Genomic DNA, 14,679 nt, shown 5'->3' on the forward strand with positions numbered 1-14,679 from the left:
TCCAATGAGTCGGCGAGGTTCTCGCGGTACTGGCGGCAGCCCGAGTACGAGGCGTAGGCGCTGGTCGCCAGGACCAGGACGCGGCGGCGGCCGTCGCGCACCATCTCGCGCAGGGTGTCGGTCAGGTACGGGGCCCAGTTGCGGTTGCCCCAGTAGACCGGCAGGTCCAGGCCGTGGTCGGCGAAGTCCTTGCGCAGGGCGTCGAGCAGCTCGCGGTTCTGTCCGTTGATCGGGCTGACCCCGCCGAACAGGAAGTAGTGCTGCCCGACCTCCTTGAGCCGTTCCTTGGGGATGCCCCGCCCCCGGGTCACGTTCTCCAGGAACGGGACCACGTCGTCCGGGCCTTCGGGGCCGCCGAAGGAGAGCAGGAGCAAAGCGTCATAGGGGCTGGCATCGAGCGCGTCTGGCATGACTCCGATCCTGCCACCCTGCACCGACAGCCGTGGAACGGCGGGGTGCCGGCCCGCGTTGCCATCCCGCCGAACGAGTGCGTTAGGGTCACCTAACTCGTAAGCTGTATCGGCCACGTACACGCCTTACGCCGGCGCCCGGAGCGCCGCCCCGCCCAGCGACCGGAGAACCCGTGCCCAGCCCCTACCGCGCCCTGTTCGACGCCCCAGGCTCCAAGGGCTTCTCCGCCGCCGGCCTCCTCGGCCGGATGCCGCTGTCGATGATGGGCATCGGCGTGGTGACCATGGTGTCCCAGCTGACCGGCCGCTACGGCCTGGCCGGCGCCCTGTCTGCCACCATCGCGCTGGCCGCTGCGGTGGCGGGGCCGCAGGTCTCGCGCTGGGTGGACCAGTACGGCCAGCGGCGCGTGCTGCGCCCGGCGACGCTGGTCTCGCTCGCCGCGGCCGCCGGACTGCTGGTCGCCGCGCACTACCGCTGGCCGGACTGGACGCTGTTCGTCTTCAGCGCCGGGATCGGGTGCGTGCCCAGTGTCGGCGCGATGATCCGGGCCCGCTGGGCGGCGCTGTACCGGGGTACTCCGCAGCTGCACACCGCGTACTCCTTCGAGTCCGTGGTGGACGAGATCTGCTTCATCTTCGGGCCGATCCTGTCCATCGGGCTCTCCACGGCCTGGTTCCCGGAGGCCGGTCCGCTGCTGGCTGCCTGCTTCCTCGCCGCCGGCGTCTTCTGGCTGACCGCGCAGCGCGCCACCGAGCCGGAGCCGCACCCGCGCGAGCGGCACGAGGGGCGCCGCGACAGCGCCCTGCGCTCGGCCGGCCTCCAGGTCCTGGTGGCCACCTTCGTGGCGACCGGGGCGATCTTCGGTGCGGTCGACGTGGTCACCGTGGCCTTCGCCGAGGAGCAGGGCCACAAGGGCGCCGCGAGCGTGGTCCTGGCGGTGTACGCGGCCGGTTCCTGCGCGGCGGGAGCCGTCTTCGGGCTGCTGCACCTCAAGGGGGCGCCCGAACCTCGCTGGCTGCTGGGCGTATGCGCGATGGCCGTGAGTATGATCCCCCTCCTACTGGTCGGAAACTTGCCGTTTCTGGCCGTGGCGCTGTTCCTTGCGGGGCTCTGCATCGCTCCCACGATGATCACCACGATGTCCCTCATCGAGCAGCACGTACCACGCGCGCAACTGACCGAGGGCATGACCTGGGTGAGCACCGGGCTCGCGGTCGGGGTCGCGCTCGGCTCCTCCGTGGCCGGCTGGGTGATCGACGCAGCCGGTGCGCGGGCCGGGTACGGGGTTCCGGCAGTCTCCGGGGCCGTCGCGGTCGCGGTCGGTTTCCTCGGGTACCGCCGGCTCAGCAGGCCGGCGCCGGGTCGGGGAGGCACCGTTGAGCACCACAGTGAGCGGGAAGAACGGCACGTGGCGTAACTGGGGCGGAAACGTCTCGGCCCGCCCCGCGCGGGAGGTCGTGCCGGCCTCGGCCGAGGAACTCGCGGCCGCCGTGCGCAAGGCGGCCGAGGACGGTCTGAAGGTGAAGGCCGTCGGCACCGGGCACTCCTTCACCTCGATCGCCGCCACCGACGGTGTGCTGATCCGGCCCCAGCTGCTGACCGGCATCCGCGACATCGACCGGACGGCCATGACCGTCACGGTCGAGGCCGGCACCCCGCTCAAGCGGCTCAACGTGGCCCTGGCCCGCGAGGGCCTGTCGCTGACCAACATGGGCGACATCATGGAGCAGACGGTGTCGGGGGCCACCAGCACCGGCACCCACGGCACCGGCCGCGACTCCGCCTCCATAGCCGCCCAGATCACGGCGCTGGAGCTGGTGACCGCCGACGGTTCGGTGCTCACCTGCTCCGCCGAGGAGAACCCGGACGTCTTCGCGGCCGCCCGGATCGGTCTCGGCGCGCTCGGCGTGGTCACGGCCATCACCTTCGCCGTGGAGCCGGTCTTCCTGCTGACGGCCCGCGAGGAGCCGATGACCTTCGACCGGGTCACGAGCGACTTCGACGAGTTGTGGGCCGAGAACGAGCACTTCGAGTTCTACTGGTTCCCGCACACCGGGAACGCCAACACCAAGCGCAACAACCGCAGTGCGGGCCCGCAGCGTCCGGTGGGACAGGCCAAGGCCTGGTTCGAGGACGAGTTCCTCTCCAACGGCGTCTTCCAGGCCGCGCAGTGGGTCGGCCGGGCGGTGCCCGCCACGATCCCGGCCATCGCGCAGGTCTCCAGCAAGGCCCTGTCCGCGCGGACGTACACGGACATCCCCTACAAGGTCTTCACGTCGCCGCGCCGGGTGCGTTTCGTGGAGATGGAGTACGCCCTCCCGCGCGGGGCGGTCGTCGAGGCGCTGCGCGAGCTGAAGTCGATGGTCGACGCCTCGGACCTGAGGGTCAGCTTCCCCGTGGAGGTCCGCACGGCCCCGGCCGACGACATCGCCCTGTCCACCGCCTCCGGCCGGGACAGCGCGTACATCGCCGTCCACATGGCCAAGGGCACCCCGTTCCAGCGGTACTTCACCGCCGCCGAACGGATCTTCACCGCGCACGAGGGCCGGCCGCACTGGGGCAAGGTGCACACGCGGGACGCCGAGTACTTCGCGGGCGCCTACCCCCGCTTCGCCGAGTTCACCGCGCTGCGGGACCGGCTGGACCCGGACCGGCTGTTCCAGAACGACTACCTGCGCAGGGTCCTGGGGCCGTAGCGGCCGGGGGGAGGCGCCGGACGTGAACTCGTACGGAACGAAAGCGTCTTGCTCGTCGCCATTGGTTCCGTTCTTCGGGTTTGCGTGAAGTGCGCCACTGTCGGGAACCCCGAACTCCCGCCGGGTGCGGCCGAGTCGGGCTCCTTGCGCCAACTCGGGCGGCGTGCCAATCCACACCTGTGGCCCAAATGGAGTACTGTTGCGAGCCCTGGGTCCGGTCTCCCTCCAGGGTGTCCGGACCTTCAAGGGCCGCCGGGAGGGGGCTAGTTGCACAGGGTGACGGAGTTGGTCACTTAGCGTTGCGAATAGGTAACCGTGTCATAACGGCGACCTCGGGCCCACGCCCGACACGCCGGGCAACTCGGCAAGGTTGTGGCAGGCTGCACCCGGGCAGGCCACACTCGACTAGCGGAAGCAGCGACGCACGTGACGTCGGCAGGCACCACCCGGGAGGTCCCCATGCCCGAACTGCGTGTCGTGGCCGTCTCCAATGACGGCACACGGCTGGTGCTGAAGGCTGCGGACAGCACGGAGTACACGCTTCCGATTGATGAGCGGCTCCGTGCCGCCGTGCGGGGCGACCGCCCCCGCCTCGGCCAGATCGAGATCGAGGTGGAGAGCCATCTCCGCCCCCGCGACATCCAGGCGCGTATACGCGCGGGTGCCACGGCTGAGGAAGTCGCGCAGATGGCGGGCATCCCCGTCGACCGTGTCCGTCGGTTCGAGGGCCCTGTGCTGGCCGAGCGCGCCTTCATGGCCGAACGCGCCCGCAAGACCCCGGTCCGCCGCCCCGGCGAGAACGCGGGACCCCAGCTCGGCGAGGCCGTCCAGGAGCGACTGCTGCTGCGCGGTGCCGAGAAGGACACCGTGCAGTGGGACTCCTGGCGCCGCGACGACGGCACCTGGGAGGTCCTGCTGGTCTACCGGGTCGCGGGCGAACCCCACTCGGCGAGCTGGACGTACGACCCGCCCCGGCGGCTTGTCCAGGCCGTCGACAACGAGGCGCGCTCACTGATCGGCGAGTCCGACGACCTCGCCGCGCCGGAGCCCAGCTTTCCCTTCGTCCCGCGCATCGCCCGGCTGCCGCGCGACCGGCCGTTGGACCGTGCGCTGGAGCGCTCGCTGGACCGCCCGCTCGACCGGGAGCGGCCCAGCCTGCCCGCCGCCGAGCCGGTCGACGAGACCGTCACCGCGAGCGAACGGGACTCGCTGACAAGCCTGTTGGAAGCGGTGCCGAGTTTCCGCGGCGACCTCGTCGTGCCCGAGCGCCCCTCGGAGTCCCCCGCCGTCGCGGAGGAGCCGCCCGTCGAGTCCGAGGCCGAGGAACCACCGGCACCGGCGGCGTCGGCCGGCGCCGGTGCCGCCTACGCCGACGTGCTGATGCCCCGCTCGGTGGGCAGCCACCGGGACCGGCTCATCGGCTCTACCGACCGCCAGGCCGAGGCCGACGGCGTCCGCCCGGGCCGCCGGGCGGCCGTCCCCAGCTGGGACGAGATCGTCTTCGGCACCCGCCGCAAGAAGCAGGAGTAGCCGGGCCCCGAATCGGCGAAGGGGCCCGCACCGGTCGGTGCGGGCCCCTTCGCCGTGCGTGGGGGACGCCTACTGGGGGTCCGGGCCCACGGCGACCGGGCGGGACGGGTCCGAGGACCACTCCGACCAGGAGCCCACATAGAGCGCGGCCGGGATCCCGGCGACGGCCAGCGCGAGCACCTGGTGGGCCGCGGAGACACCCGAACCGCAGTAGACCCCGACCGTCGTGCCGTCGAGGGCGCCGAGCGCCTTGAAGCGGGCGCCCAGTTCCTCGGCGGGCAGGAAGCGGCCGTCGGCGGCGACGTTCTCGCCGGTCGGCGCGGACACGGCGCCCGGGATGTGACCGCCCACCCGGTCGATGGGCTCCACCTCACCGCGGTACCGCTCCCCCGCGCGGGCGTCCAGCAGCAGCCCGGAGCGGGCCAGGGCCGCGGCGCCGTCCGCGTCGAGCAGCCCGGCCGGAGCCGGATCCGGCCGGAAATCGCCCTCGGCGGGTACCGGCGCCGAGGTCTCCAACGGCCCCTCCCAGGACGGCAACCCGCCGTCGAGGACCCGCACGTCCGGGTGACCCGTCCAGCGCAGCAGCCACCACGCCCGGGCCGCCGCCCAGCCCTGTCCACCGTCGTAGACGATCACCGGACGGCCCCGCGAGACACCCGCACGGCGCATCGCCGCGCCGAACTCCGCGAGGTCCGGCAGCGGGTGGCGGCCGGCCGTTCCGGGGGCGGCGGCGAGCTCTTCGTCGAGGTCGACGAAGACCGCGCCGGGGATGTGCCCGGCCCCGTACACGGCCCGGCCGTCGAAGGCCGGCTCGCCCGCCGGTCGAGCCACGGTCAACTGCCAGCGGACGTCCAGAAGCACCGGCGGACGAGGTCCGGCCAGGTCGCCGGCGAGTTCGGTTGCGGAGATGATGGCGTTCATGGCCACCATCCTCGCGTACGGGGTGGCCGCCGCGCCCATGTCCGGCTACTCTGCTCGGCCGGACAGCCCCGATCACGAGGCGTACGGGATCGGACACATGCCGTACAGCCGATCGACCACCCGTGGACCTTCGCGGGACCGCACCAGGAACGGCACAGCGGGCATCCTCCCGGCACAGCGCGGCTTACCGCGGCGCGCCCGGGACGCCACGCACCCCGGGTGGTGCGAGCATCGGCACGGAGGTCCGGAGAGCGGAATCGACGCGGCCACCGCGAGGGCCGAGGAGAGAGTGACGATGACCGAGGCACGGGGACCGGCCGGCCCGAACGGCGAGGCGCACGCCCGGCACGCCCCCGGTTCACCCTGCTGGGTGAGCCTGATGGCGCACGCGCCGACCGCGACCCAGGAGTTCTACGGCGAGCTGTTCGGCTGGGAGTTCCGTCCCGGACCGCAGCAGCTCGGCCCGTACGTACGGGCGCTGCTGGACGGTCAGGAAGTGGCCGGAATCGGCCAACTCCCCCCGGACCGGCACCTGCCCGTCGCCTGGACGCCCTACTTCGCCTCGACGGACGTGGACCGGACCGCCGACACGGTCCGGCTGTGCGGCGGCACGGTGGGCGTGGGCCCGCTGGACGCCGGCGAGGCCGGCCGGCTGGCGATCTGCTCCGACCCCACGGGCGCGGTCTTCGGTGTCTGGCAGGCGGCCGAGCATCTCGGCATCGCCCTCACCGGGGTTCCCGGCACGCCGGTCTGGAACGAACTGCTGACCTTCGAGACGGCGAGCGTCGCCAAGTTCTACGAGACGGTCTTCGGCCACGAGCAGCAGGTGGTGGCCTCGGCGGACTTCGACTACGTCACCCTCCACCTGGGCGACCGGACGATCGCCGCGGTCCTGGGCCTGGGCCCGTCCCTGCCCCGCGAGCGCGGGCCCCACTGGATGACCTTCTTCGAGGTGGCGGACACCGACGCGTCGACCTCGCTGGCGGTCCGGCTGGGCGGCCGGGTCATCGAGGCCCCGCACGAGAGCGCCCTGGGCCGGATGTCGACCGTCGCCGATCCCGAGGGCGCGCGGTTCTCCCTGCTGCAGAGCAGGGTCTGAGCGGGCGGGCCGGGCCGGGCTCAGGCCGACGTGACGGGCAGGACGTCGGGGGAGAGCGCGCCCGCCCGGGCGGAGGCGGCGGTCATCCGGCGGACGTGGTGGCGGCGGCACAGCACCTCGTAACCGATCTCCTCCGCCGGGGAGTTGACGTCGCCGACCACGACCTGGGCGCCCTCGACCACCATCCGGCCGCCCACGGTCCGGGCGTTGTGCGTCGCGCGCGCCCCGCACCAGCACAGCGCCTCCACCTGGAGGGCCTCGATCCGGTCGGCCAGCTCCATCAGCCGCCGCGAGCCGGGGAAGAGCTCGGTGCGGAAGTCGGTGGTGATGCCGAAGGCGAAGACGTCGAGCCCCAGGTCGTCCACGACGCGCGCCAGTTGGTCGATCTGCTCCGGGTCCAGGAACTGCGCCTCGTCGACGATCACGTAGTCGACCTTGCCGCCCTTGGAGAGCCGGTCGACCAGGTAGCCGTACAGGTCCATGCCCTCGGTGACCTCGACGGCGTCCGTGACCAGGCCGAGGCGGGAGGACAGCTTTCCCTCGCCCGCGCGGTCGTTGCGGGTGAAGTTGATGCCCTGCAGGCCGCGCGCGGACCGGTTGTGATCGATCTGGAGAGCCAGGGTCGACTTCCCGCAGTCCATCGTTCCGGAGAAGAAGACCAGCTCGGGCATGGGGGATCGAGCACCTTTCGGCAACAGGGACGTACGAGGAGGGTGGGTCAGGAACGGACTTCCAGCAGCGGCACGAGCTGCTCCGCCGGGGTCATCGAGCCGTGGTTGCCGACCATCGCCGACTCCTTCGGCTCCCGCTCGGAAGCGATGATCAGCACGTCGTCGCAGGCGGCGGCCACCACGTCGCCGATCCGGGCGTACACCCGCTCGTCGATGTGCGGCCCGAACCAGCCCGCCTCGATCGCCTCGTCCCGCGAGGCCACCCAGAACTGCTCGCCGAGCACCTCGCGCCAGCAGGTCAGGACGTCGTTCTCGGCGCCGGGGACGGCGTAGACGTGGCGGGCGCGGCCCTCGCCGCCCAGCAGGGCGACCCCGGCGCGCAGCTCCCAGTCCTCGTCGAAGTCGATGCGGTGCTGCTCGTCGAAGGGCACGTCGATCATGCCGTGGTCGGCGGTGACGTAGAGCGCGGTGCGCGGCGGGAGTTGTTCGGCGAGGCGCTGGACCAGCCGGTCGACGTACATCAGCTGTCCGCGCCAGGTGTCGGAGTCGACGCCGAAGCGGTGTCCGGCGCCGTCCACCTCGGCGTAGTACGTGTACACCAGGGAGCGGTCGCCGGCGGCCAGTTGCCGGGCCGCGAAGTCCATCCGCTCCTCGCCGGTCAGCCGGCCGTGGAAGGTGCCGCCGCTGAGCGCCACCTTGGTCAGCGGGGTGTTCTGGAAGGTCGGCGAGGACACCTGCGCGGCGTGCACACCCGCCTCGTGGGCGAGCTGGAAGACCGTGGGGTACGGCTGCCAGGGCCCGGGCGCGGTCCACGGCTGCCAGCGCAGCTGGTTCATCAGCTCGCCGGTGTCGGGGTTGCGCACGGTGTAGCCGGGCAGGCCGTGCGCGCCGGGCGGCAGACCGGTGCCGACGGAGGCGAGGGAGGTCGCGGTGGTGGCCGGGTAGCCGGCGGTGAGGGGGCGGCCCGTGCCGCCGCGGGAGCCCGCCAGGAGCGACGCCATGAAGGGGGCGTCCTCGGGGTGCGCCTTCAGCTGCTCCCAGCCGAGGCCGTCGATCAGGAACACGCAGTTGCGGTCGGCGGGGGTCAGCTCGCCGATCGCGGCGGTCATGCCGGGGACGCCCATGCCGGCGGCCAGCGTGGGCAGCAGGTCGGCGAGCGAGCCGCTGCCGTACTCGGGCAGCGGGGCGGAGTCGAGGGGCAGCGGCTGCGGGTCGTGCTCCCAGGCGGGCTGGGCCATCAGTGGCCGGTGTCCGCGGTCGCCTCGGAGAGCGCCTGCGCGAAGGCGAGTGCCTGGCGGACCGTCTCCGGGCCGTCACCGGCCTCGCTGACCCGCAGGCTGAGGTCGTCGGCGGTGGAGCTGCCGGTGTAGCCGTGGTCGGCCTCGCAGTTGGGGTCGCCGCAGGCGGCCGGCTCCAGGTCGATCCGGGAGACCGCGCCCCAGCCGATGGTCAGCACGACCTCGCGGGGCAGGGTGCCCGGCGCGTACGACTCGGGGTTGGCGACGACCCGGCTGAGGACGACCGAGGAGATCCGGCCGATCTTCACGGACTCGGTGGAGGTCGTCGCGTACGGGGTCGGGGAGGTGCTGTCCGCCGCCTGCTCGTCGGTGTGGCTGACGATGAAGCGGTTGTCGGTCAGGACCAGCACGGTGACGTGCCGGCGCACCTCGTTCTGGTCGAAGGTGGTCTCCTGGTGGACCAGGTACGACCGGATGGGCTCGCCGCCCACGGCGGCCTCCACCGCCTCGGCCACGAGGGCCGGGTAGTAGCCGCTGCGCTCGATCGCCGCTCGCAGCCCCTGGGTCGTCGTACTGGTCTTGGCCATGGCCCCCATCCTACGGGGGCCCACTGACTGCGCGGGACCGCTCGCGGCGTCAGTAGGCGGGGAGCGTGCGTGGGCCGAGGTCGTCGCGGGCGGGCGGCGGCGCCAGCCGTACGGTGGCCCCGAGCACGGTCAGACCGTGCTGGGCGACGACGACCGGCTCCAGGGTCACCGCGACGACCTCCGGGTGGTCGTGGACCAGGCGCGACACCCGTAGCAGCAGCTCCTCCAGCGCGGGGGTGTCGACGGGGGTGGAACCGCGCCAGCCGAACAGCAGTGGCGCGGTTCGAATCGAACGGATGAGCGAGGTCGCTTCCCGGTCGGTGACCGGGATCAACCGGTGGGACATGTCGCCGAGGAGCTGCGAGGCGGCTCCGGCGAGCGCGAAGGACAGCACGGCGCCGGCCGCGGGGTCGATCACCGCGCGTACGACGGTGTCGACGCCGCGCGGCGCCATGGCCTGCACGACCGGCCGCAGCTCCACCGGGTTGCCGAACAGCTCGGTCAACTCGGCGTACGCCCGCCGCAGTTGCTCCTCGTCCGCCAGGTCCAGCCGGACTCCGCCCAGGTCGGCGCGGTGGCGCAGGTGCGGGGCGGTGGCCTTCAGGGCGACGGGGTAGCCGACGGCGCGGGCCGCTGCCACGGCGTCGTCGGCGGTGGGGGCGGGCAGGGCGCGCCGGACGTGGATGCCGTAGGTGCCCAGCAGGTCGCAGGTCTCCTGGGAGCCGAGGGTGAGCCCCTGTCCACGGGCGAGCAGCCCCTCGATGAGGGCTGCGGCGGCCCGCTCGTCGACGTCGTCGTACTCGGGCACCCGCCCCGGCTCGGCGGCCTCCCGCCGCCACTGCGCGTAGTGCACGGCCTCGGCAAGAGCCCGCACGGCCCGCTCCGCGGCAGGATAAGCAGGAATAAGCCGCACCCCACCACCACCCGCTTCGCCCCCCGAACCGCGGGCACCCGCTCCGCCACCCAAGCCGCCGGCAGTCGCGCCGCCACCCAAGCCGCCCGTATCCGCCCCGCCACCCAAGCGGTCGGCACCCGCTTCGCCACGCGAGCCGCGGGCAGTCGTGCCGCCTGGGGCGGCACGGGTGGGCGCGGGCGGCACCCCGTCAGCACCGGACACCGCGTCCTGCCCCGCGTCAGCCACAACCCCGGGCGCCCCCGCACCGGCCCGGGGCCCCGTGCGCACGGCGGCGGACAGCGCCTCCGCCAACCCGCCCAGTTCCACATGCACCACCAGCACCGGCTTCCCCGGCGCCTCCTCCACCGCAGACCGCAGCGCCTCCGCCAGCACCGCGTCCGGCACCCCCGCCGCCCGCTCCCCGATCGCCGGGATCGCGGTCACCACGACGGAGTCGCACGCGTCGTCGGCCAGCGCCCGCGCGAGCGCCGCCCTGAAGTCCTCCGCACTCGCCGCCGTCGTCAGATCGAGCGGCGGCAACGGCCGCAGCCCCTCGGAGAGGCACGCGTCGTACGTCAGCAGGCCGAGCGACTCGGAGTTGCCGAGGATCGCCACCCGCGGCCCGGCCGGCAGCGGCTGGCGCGCGAGCAGCAGCCCCGCGTCGACGAGTTCGGTGATGGTGTCGACCCGGATCACCCCGGCCTGCCGCAGCAGCGCCGACACCGTGGCGTGCGGCAGCCGGGTCGCGCGTACGGCATGCCCCTGCGGCGCCGCCCCGCCGTGCCGCGCGCCCTGGACCACCACCAGCGGCTTCGCCGCCGCCGTCCGGCGGGCCAGCCGGGTGAACTTGCGCGGGTTGCCGATGGACTCCAGGTACATCAGGGCCACGTCGGTGTCCGGGTCGTCGTACCAGTACTGGAGCACGTCGTTGCCGGAGACGTCGGCACGGTTGCCGGAGGAGACGAAGGTGGACACCCCGGTGACGCCGGTGACCCCGCCGCCGCGCCGGTGCAGCCGGGAGAGCAGGGCGATGCCGATGGCGCCGGACTGGGCGAACAGCCCGATCCGCCCCGGCCTCGGCATCTCGGGCGCGAGCGAGGCGTTCAGCCGTACGTCCGCGGAGGTGTTGATGACGCCGAAGGCGTTCGGCCCGATGATGCGCATGCCGTACGCGCGTGCGTGCCGGACGAGTTCGCGCTGGCGCTCCTTGCCCTCGGGACCGCTCTCGGCGTAGCCGGCGGAGAGCACGACCAGCCCCTGCACGCCGTGTTCGCCGCACTCGGTGACGACCTGGGGGACCTGCTCGGCGGGCACGGCCACCACGGCGAGGTCGACATGTCCGTCGATGTCGCGCACCGAGCGGTGGGCGGGCACCCCGGCGAGTTCCTTCAGCTCCTCGGGGAACGCCTGGTTCACGGCGTACAGCGGCCCGCGGAAGCCGCCCTCCCTGATGTTGTCCAGGACGCCCCGGCCGACCCCGCCGGGCGTCCGTCCGGCGCCGATCACGGCCACCGAGCCGGGCAGCAGCAGCCGTTGGACGGAGCGCGCCTCGGCGCGCTGCTCGCGCGCGTACTGCACGGCGAGCGAGCGGTCCGTGGGCTCCAGGCCGAACTCCAGGCGGACGACGCCGTCCTCGAAGCTGCGCTTCTGGGTGTACCCGGCGTCCGTGAACACCTTGATCATCTTGGTGTTGGCGGGCAGCACCTCGGCCGCGAACCGGCGGATCCCGCGCTCCCGCGCGACGGCCGCGATGTGTTCCAGCAGGGCGGAGGCGACCCCGCGCCCCTGATGGGCGTCCTGGACCAGGAAGGCGACCTCGGCCTCGTCGGCGGGCGCGGAGGCGGGCCGGCCGCCGGGCCCGATGCGGTCGTAGCGCACGGTCGCGATGAACTCGCCGCCGATCGTGGCCGCGAGCCCCACCCGGTCCACGAAGTCGTGGTGCGTGAAGCGGTGGACGTCCTTGGCGGACAGCCGCGGGTAGGGCGCGAAGAAGCGGTAGTACTTCGACTCGTCCGAGACCTGCTCGTAGAAGCTCACCAGGCGCTCGGCGTCGTCGACGGAGATGGGGCGGACGCGCGCGGTGCCGCCGTCGCGCAGCACCACGTCGGCTTCCCAGTGGGCGGGGTACTCGTGCCGGTCCGACGCGCTCTGCATGGGCCCCAGAGTACGGCTCGCGTACGACAACGGCGCGGGGCAGTCTGTGGAGGACGGGTGCCGGACCGGGACCGCGGCGCGACGACCGCGGGGAACGGGTCACGGGTCCGTTCCGGACACGCTTCACCTTGTGGAACACTGGTCTAGACAACCTGAGCACCTGAAGGGCAGCATCACATGGCTGAGCGCCGCGTCAACGTCGGCTGGGCCGAGGGCCTCCACGCCCGCCCCGCCTCCATCTTCGTCCGGGCCGCGTCGGCCACCGGTGTCCCGGTGACGATCGCCAAGGCCGGCGGCAACCCCGTCAACGCGGCCTCCATGCTGGCGGTCCTGGGCCTGGGCGCCCAGGGCGGCGAGGAGATCGTGCTCGCCTCCGACGCCGAGGGCGCGGACGCCGCCCTCGACCGTCTGGCGAAGGTGGTCGCCGAGGGCCTCGAGGAACTCCCCGAGACCGTCTGAGGCAATACCGGTCGCGGCACTCCCCGCTTCCACGAAGGGCTCGTCCGAATTATCGGCCGGGCCCTTCGCATTTCCCGTTCAAGGGCAGCGGAAATAATCCCCCGCGAATTACCTGCTCTTTGTATACGGCGTGCATGTTAATGACGCAGGCTCGGCATGTTTACGGGATGTTGCGAATTCCTCACACGGTCGGGCCGCTCGCCGCCCGCGGGGAACCGCAGCCGGTGCGTGCCGCTGGAGCGCTCCACGTGCACCGCCGTGATCGCCCGCGCGCGCTCGCTGTCGCCGCGCGCGACCGCGTCCACGATCGCCCCGTGCTCGGCCCAGGCGTCCACCGGCCCGGCCGACGCCTCCACCGAGTACATCCAGGCGATCTTGTGCCGCAGCTGGGTCAGCACCGAGGTCAGCGCGGGGCTGCCGGAGGCCTGTGCGAGCGTCTCGTGGAACCAGCCGCCCAGGGAGCGCAGATCCTCGCTGTTGCCCCGCCTGGCCCGCTCCTGCCCCAGCCGCACCAGGCCGCGCAGCACCTTCAGATGGGCCTCGGTGCGCCGCTGGGCGGCCCGGGCGGCGCCGAGCGGCTCCAGCAGGGTGCGCATCTCCAGCAGGTCGGCGGCCTCCTGCTCGGTCGGTTCCGCGACGCACGCGCCCGCGTGCCGCCGGGTCACCACGAACCCCTCCGCCTCCAGCGTGCGCAGGGCCTCCCGGACGGGGACGCGCGAGACGCCGTAGCGGCGGGCCAGCAGTTCCTCGGTGAGCCGGCCGCCGCGCTCGTAGACACCGGCGACGATGTCGTCCCGGATCGCCGTGCATACCGAATGCGCCGGAACACGCATGACCGACCTCCGCTTTAATCCCCGTGAAACGTCGACGACTGACGTGTGTTCAGTGACTCTATTGCAATGAGCCGGAATTTCCGAAGGGGGGTCCGATTTCATGGATATTTTTTGGACAGCGATGTCCCCGAAACGCCGAAAACCCCGGCTCGGGGAGCCGGGGTCACGGGATGCGGGCGCGGGTGGCGTCAGACGTTCACACCGTGCGCGCGCAGATAGGCGACGGGGTCGAGGTCCGAGCCGTACTCCATGCTCGTACGGGCCTCGAAGTGCAGGTGCGCGCCGGTGACGTTGCCGGTGGCGCCGGAGAGGCCGATCTGCTGGCCGGGGGTGACGGACTGGCCGACCGAGACCCCGATGGACGACAGGTGACCGTACTGGGTGTACGTGCCGTCGTGCATCTTGATGACGATCTGGTTGCCGTACGCCCCGCCCCAGCCGGCCTCGACGACGGTGCCGGTGCCGACCGAGCGGACGGCGGTGCCGCTGGAGGCGTGGAAGTCGACGCCGGTGTGGCTGCCGGAGGACCAGACCGCTCCGCCGGCCTTGTAGCCGGTGGAGACGTAGGAGCCCGAGATCGGGGAGACGAAGGTGTTGAGGCGCTTGCGCTCGGCCTCGCGGGCGGCGCGCTCCTTGGCCGCCCGGGCCTCCTTGGCCGCCTCGGCGGCCCGCTCGCGCGCGGCCTCCTCGGCCTGCTGCCGGGCCTCCGCCTCGACGGCCGCCTGCTGCTGGGCGGCGGCCTGGGCGTCGATCTGCTCGGCGACCGAGTCGCCGATGGTGATCACCGGGGTGAGTCCGGTCTGTTCGGCGGCCGGTTCGGCGGCGAGCGCCGGAGCGGCCAGGGTGCCGACGACGCCGGTGGTGGCGAGCGCCGCCACTCCCGCCGCGCGGACGGTGGTGCGCTGCATCCGGCCGGGACGACGGTGCTTCCCGGTGGCGCGGGTGAACGCCATCAAGTAGGTGGTCCTTTCCTTCCCTCTCGCCTACCGGGTTAGCTGACGGGTTCGGAGCAGGAAGGTCTCCTACGGACCCCCTCGCGTGAGCGCGGGCGTCCGATTCACCCCAGGGACTGCGTGGGTCCCCGGCTCCCCTGGCTCGCGCCGTGGGGACTCGGCGATGACTGTCCGGTGCCGCGGTCGCGGCGCACTGCCTGACGGACAGCCCGGACGACGCTAAGCGGGGCGA

Annotated in this window: 13 protein-coding genes and 1 riboswitch; of the genes, 5 read left to right on the plus strand and 8 right to left on the minus strand. The window is 72.9% G+C overall.

The genetic code is table 11. The features are described from left to right. Window positions 1–410, minus strand: a 410-nt coding sequence (locus ABT296_RS24045) for a ferrochelatase (RefSeq protein ID WP_351930630.1), incomplete at its 3' end; no start/stop codon positions are given. 173 nt (window positions 411–583) lie between these two features. Between ABT296_RS24045 and ABT296_RS24050 the strand changes: the two genes are divergently transcribed. The 3 genes from ABT296_RS24050 to sepH all read left to right on the plus strand — a co-directional run bounded on the left by ABT296_RS24050 (window position 584) and on the right by sepH (window position 4,637). Then, window positions 584–1,828, plus strand: coding sequence for an MFS transporter (locus tag ABT296_RS24050; protein WP_351930632.1), 1,245 nt, complete (start codon window positions 584–586; stop codon window positions 1,826–1,828). Then, the gene (locus tag ABT296_RS24055) at window positions 1,788–3,107 is read left to right on the plus strand and encodes a D-arabinono-1,4-lactone oxidase (protein WP_351930634.1); all 1,320 of its coding nucleotides are present in this window, start codon (window positions 1,788–1,790) and stop codon (window positions 3,105–3,107) included. The genes ABT296_RS24050 and ABT296_RS24055 overlap by 41 nt, the downstream gene beginning before the upstream one ends. 459 nt (window positions 3,108–3,566) lie before the next feature. Next, on the plus strand, window positions 3,567–4,637 hold the full coding sequence (gene sepH, locus ABT296_RS24060; protein WP_351930636.1) for a septation protein SepH: 1,071 nt from the start codon (window positions 3,567–3,569) through the stop codon (window positions 4,635–4,637). A 69-nt stretch (window positions 4,638–4,706) separates the two neighbouring features. On the opposite strand, the gene ABT296_RS24065 is transcribed toward sepH, so the two are convergent. After that, a complete protein-coding gene (locus ABT296_RS24065) occupies window positions 4,707–5,558 on the minus strand; it encodes a sulfurtransferase (protein ID WP_351930638.1) in 852 nt (283 codons plus the stop codon). A gap of 295 nt (window positions 5,559–5,853) precedes the next feature. Here ABT296_RS24065 and ABT296_RS24070 point away from each other — a divergent pair, with 295 nt between their 5' ends. Then, on the plus strand, window positions 5,854–6,657 hold the full coding sequence (locus ABT296_RS24070; RefSeq protein ID WP_351930640.1) for a VOC family protein: 804 nt from the start codon (window positions 5,854–5,856) through the stop codon (window positions 6,655–6,657). 20 nt (window positions 6,658–6,677) lie between these two features. Here the strand turns inward: ABT296_RS24070 and ABT296_RS24075 are convergent, their stop codons facing one another. Genes ABT296_RS24075 through ABT296_RS24090 form a run of 4 tightly spaced genes read right to left on the minus strand, consistent with a single transcriptional unit; the run spans window position 6,678 to window position 12,202 of the window. Then, complete coding sequence (locus tag ABT296_RS24075; RefSeq protein WP_351930642.1) at window positions 6,678–7,328, minus strand: thymidine kinase; 651 nt, start codon at window positions 7,326–7,328, stop codon at window positions 6,678–6,680. Window positions 7,329–7,375: 47 nt separating this feature from the next. Further along, window positions 7,376–8,566, minus strand: coding sequence for an alkaline phosphatase family protein (locus tag ABT296_RS24080; protein WP_351930644.1), 1,191 nt, complete (start codon window positions 8,564–8,566; stop codon window positions 7,376–7,378). Then, window positions 8,566–9,162 (minus strand): DUF5998 family protein, encoded by a 597-nt coding sequence (locus ABT296_RS24085; RefSeq protein WP_351930646.1) that lies wholly within the window; start codon window positions 9,160–9,162, stop codon window positions 8,566–8,568. Before ABT296_RS24085 ends, ABT296_RS24080 begins: the two co-directional genes overlap by 1 nt. Before the next feature lie 40 nt (window positions 9,163–9,202). Beyond that, a complete protein-coding gene (locus ABT296_RS24090) occupies window positions 9,203–12,202 on the minus strand; it encodes a bifunctional acetate--CoA ligase family protein/GNAT family N-acetyltransferase (RefSeq protein ID WP_351930648.1) in 3,000 nt (999 codons plus the stop codon). A 177-nt stretch (window positions 12,203–12,379) separates the two neighbouring features. Between ABT296_RS24090 and ABT296_RS24095 the strand changes: the two genes are divergently transcribed. Next, window positions 12,380–12,661, plus strand: a complete 282-nt coding sequence (locus ABT296_RS24095; RefSeq protein WP_351930650.1) for an HPr family phosphocarrier protein — start codon at window positions 12,380–12,382, stop codon at window positions 12,659–12,661. 137 nt (window positions 12,662–12,798) lie between these two features. Here ABT296_RS24095 and ABT296_RS24100 read toward each other — a convergent pair whose 3' ends face one another. Beyond that, window positions 12,799–13,494 (minus strand): GntR family transcriptional regulator, encoded by a 696-nt coding sequence (locus tag ABT296_RS24100; RefSeq protein WP_351930652.1) that lies wholly within the window; start codon window positions 13,492–13,494, stop codon window positions 12,799–12,801. A 188-nt stretch (window positions 13,495–13,682) separates the two neighbouring features. Continuing rightward, window positions 13,683–14,447, minus strand: a complete 765-nt coding sequence (locus ABT296_RS24105; RefSeq protein ID WP_351930654.1) for a M23 family metallopeptidase — start codon at window positions 14,445–14,447, stop codon at window positions 13,683–13,685. A 12-nt stretch (window positions 14,448–14,459) separates the two neighbouring features. Further along, window positions 14,460–14,620, minus strand: a riboswitch (cyclic di-AMP (ydaO/yuaA leader). Window positions 14,621–14,679: the final 59 nt, after the last annotated feature.

Source organism: Streptomyces sp. NPDC000983, assembly GCF_040299205.1.
Lineage (GTDB): Bacteria > Actinomycetota > Actinomycetes > Streptomycetales > Streptomycetaceae > Streptomyces.

Bases quoted from the DNA above. Each gene is read 5' to 3' on its own strand.
- ABT296_RS24090 (WP_351930648.1), bottom strand. From the start codon at position 12,202: ATGCAGAGCGCGTCGGACCGGCACGAGTACCCCGCCCACTGGGAAGCC.
- ABT296_RS24100 (WP_351930652.1), bottom strand. From the start codon at position 13,494: ATGCGTGTTCCGGCGCATTCGGTATGCACGGCGATCCGGGACGACATC.
- ABT296_RS24070 (WP_351930640.1), top strand. From the start codon at position 5,854: ATGACCGAGGCACGGGGACCGGCCGGCCCGAACGGCGAGGCGCACGCC.
- ABT296_RS24085 (WP_351930646.1), bottom strand. From the start codon at position 9,162: ATGGGGGCCATGGCCAAGACCAGTACGACGACCCAGGGGCTGCGAGCG.
- ABT296_RS24095 (WP_351930650.1), top strand. From the start codon at position 12,380: ATGGCTGAGCGCCGCGTCAACGTCGGCTGGGCCGAGGGCCTCCACGCC.
- ABT296_RS24105 (WP_351930654.1), bottom strand. From the start codon at position 14,447: ATGGCGTTCACCCGCGCCACCGGGAAGCACCGTCGTCCCGGCCGGATG.
- ABT296_RS24065 (WP_351930638.1), bottom strand. From the start codon at position 5,558: ATGAACGCCATCATCTCCGCAACCGAACTCGCCGGCGACCTGGCCGGA.
- ABT296_RS24075 (WP_351930642.1), bottom strand. From the start codon at position 7,328: ATGCCCGAGCTGGTCTTCTTCTCCGGAACGATGGACTGCGGGAAGTCG.
- ABT296_RS24080 (WP_351930644.1), bottom strand. From the start codon at position 8,566: ATGGCCCAGCCCGCCTGGGAGCACGACCCGCAGCCGCTGCCCCTCGAC.
- sepH (WP_351930636.1), top strand. From the start codon at position 3,567: ATGCCCGAACTGCGTGTCGTGGCCGTCTCCAATGACGGCACACGGCTG.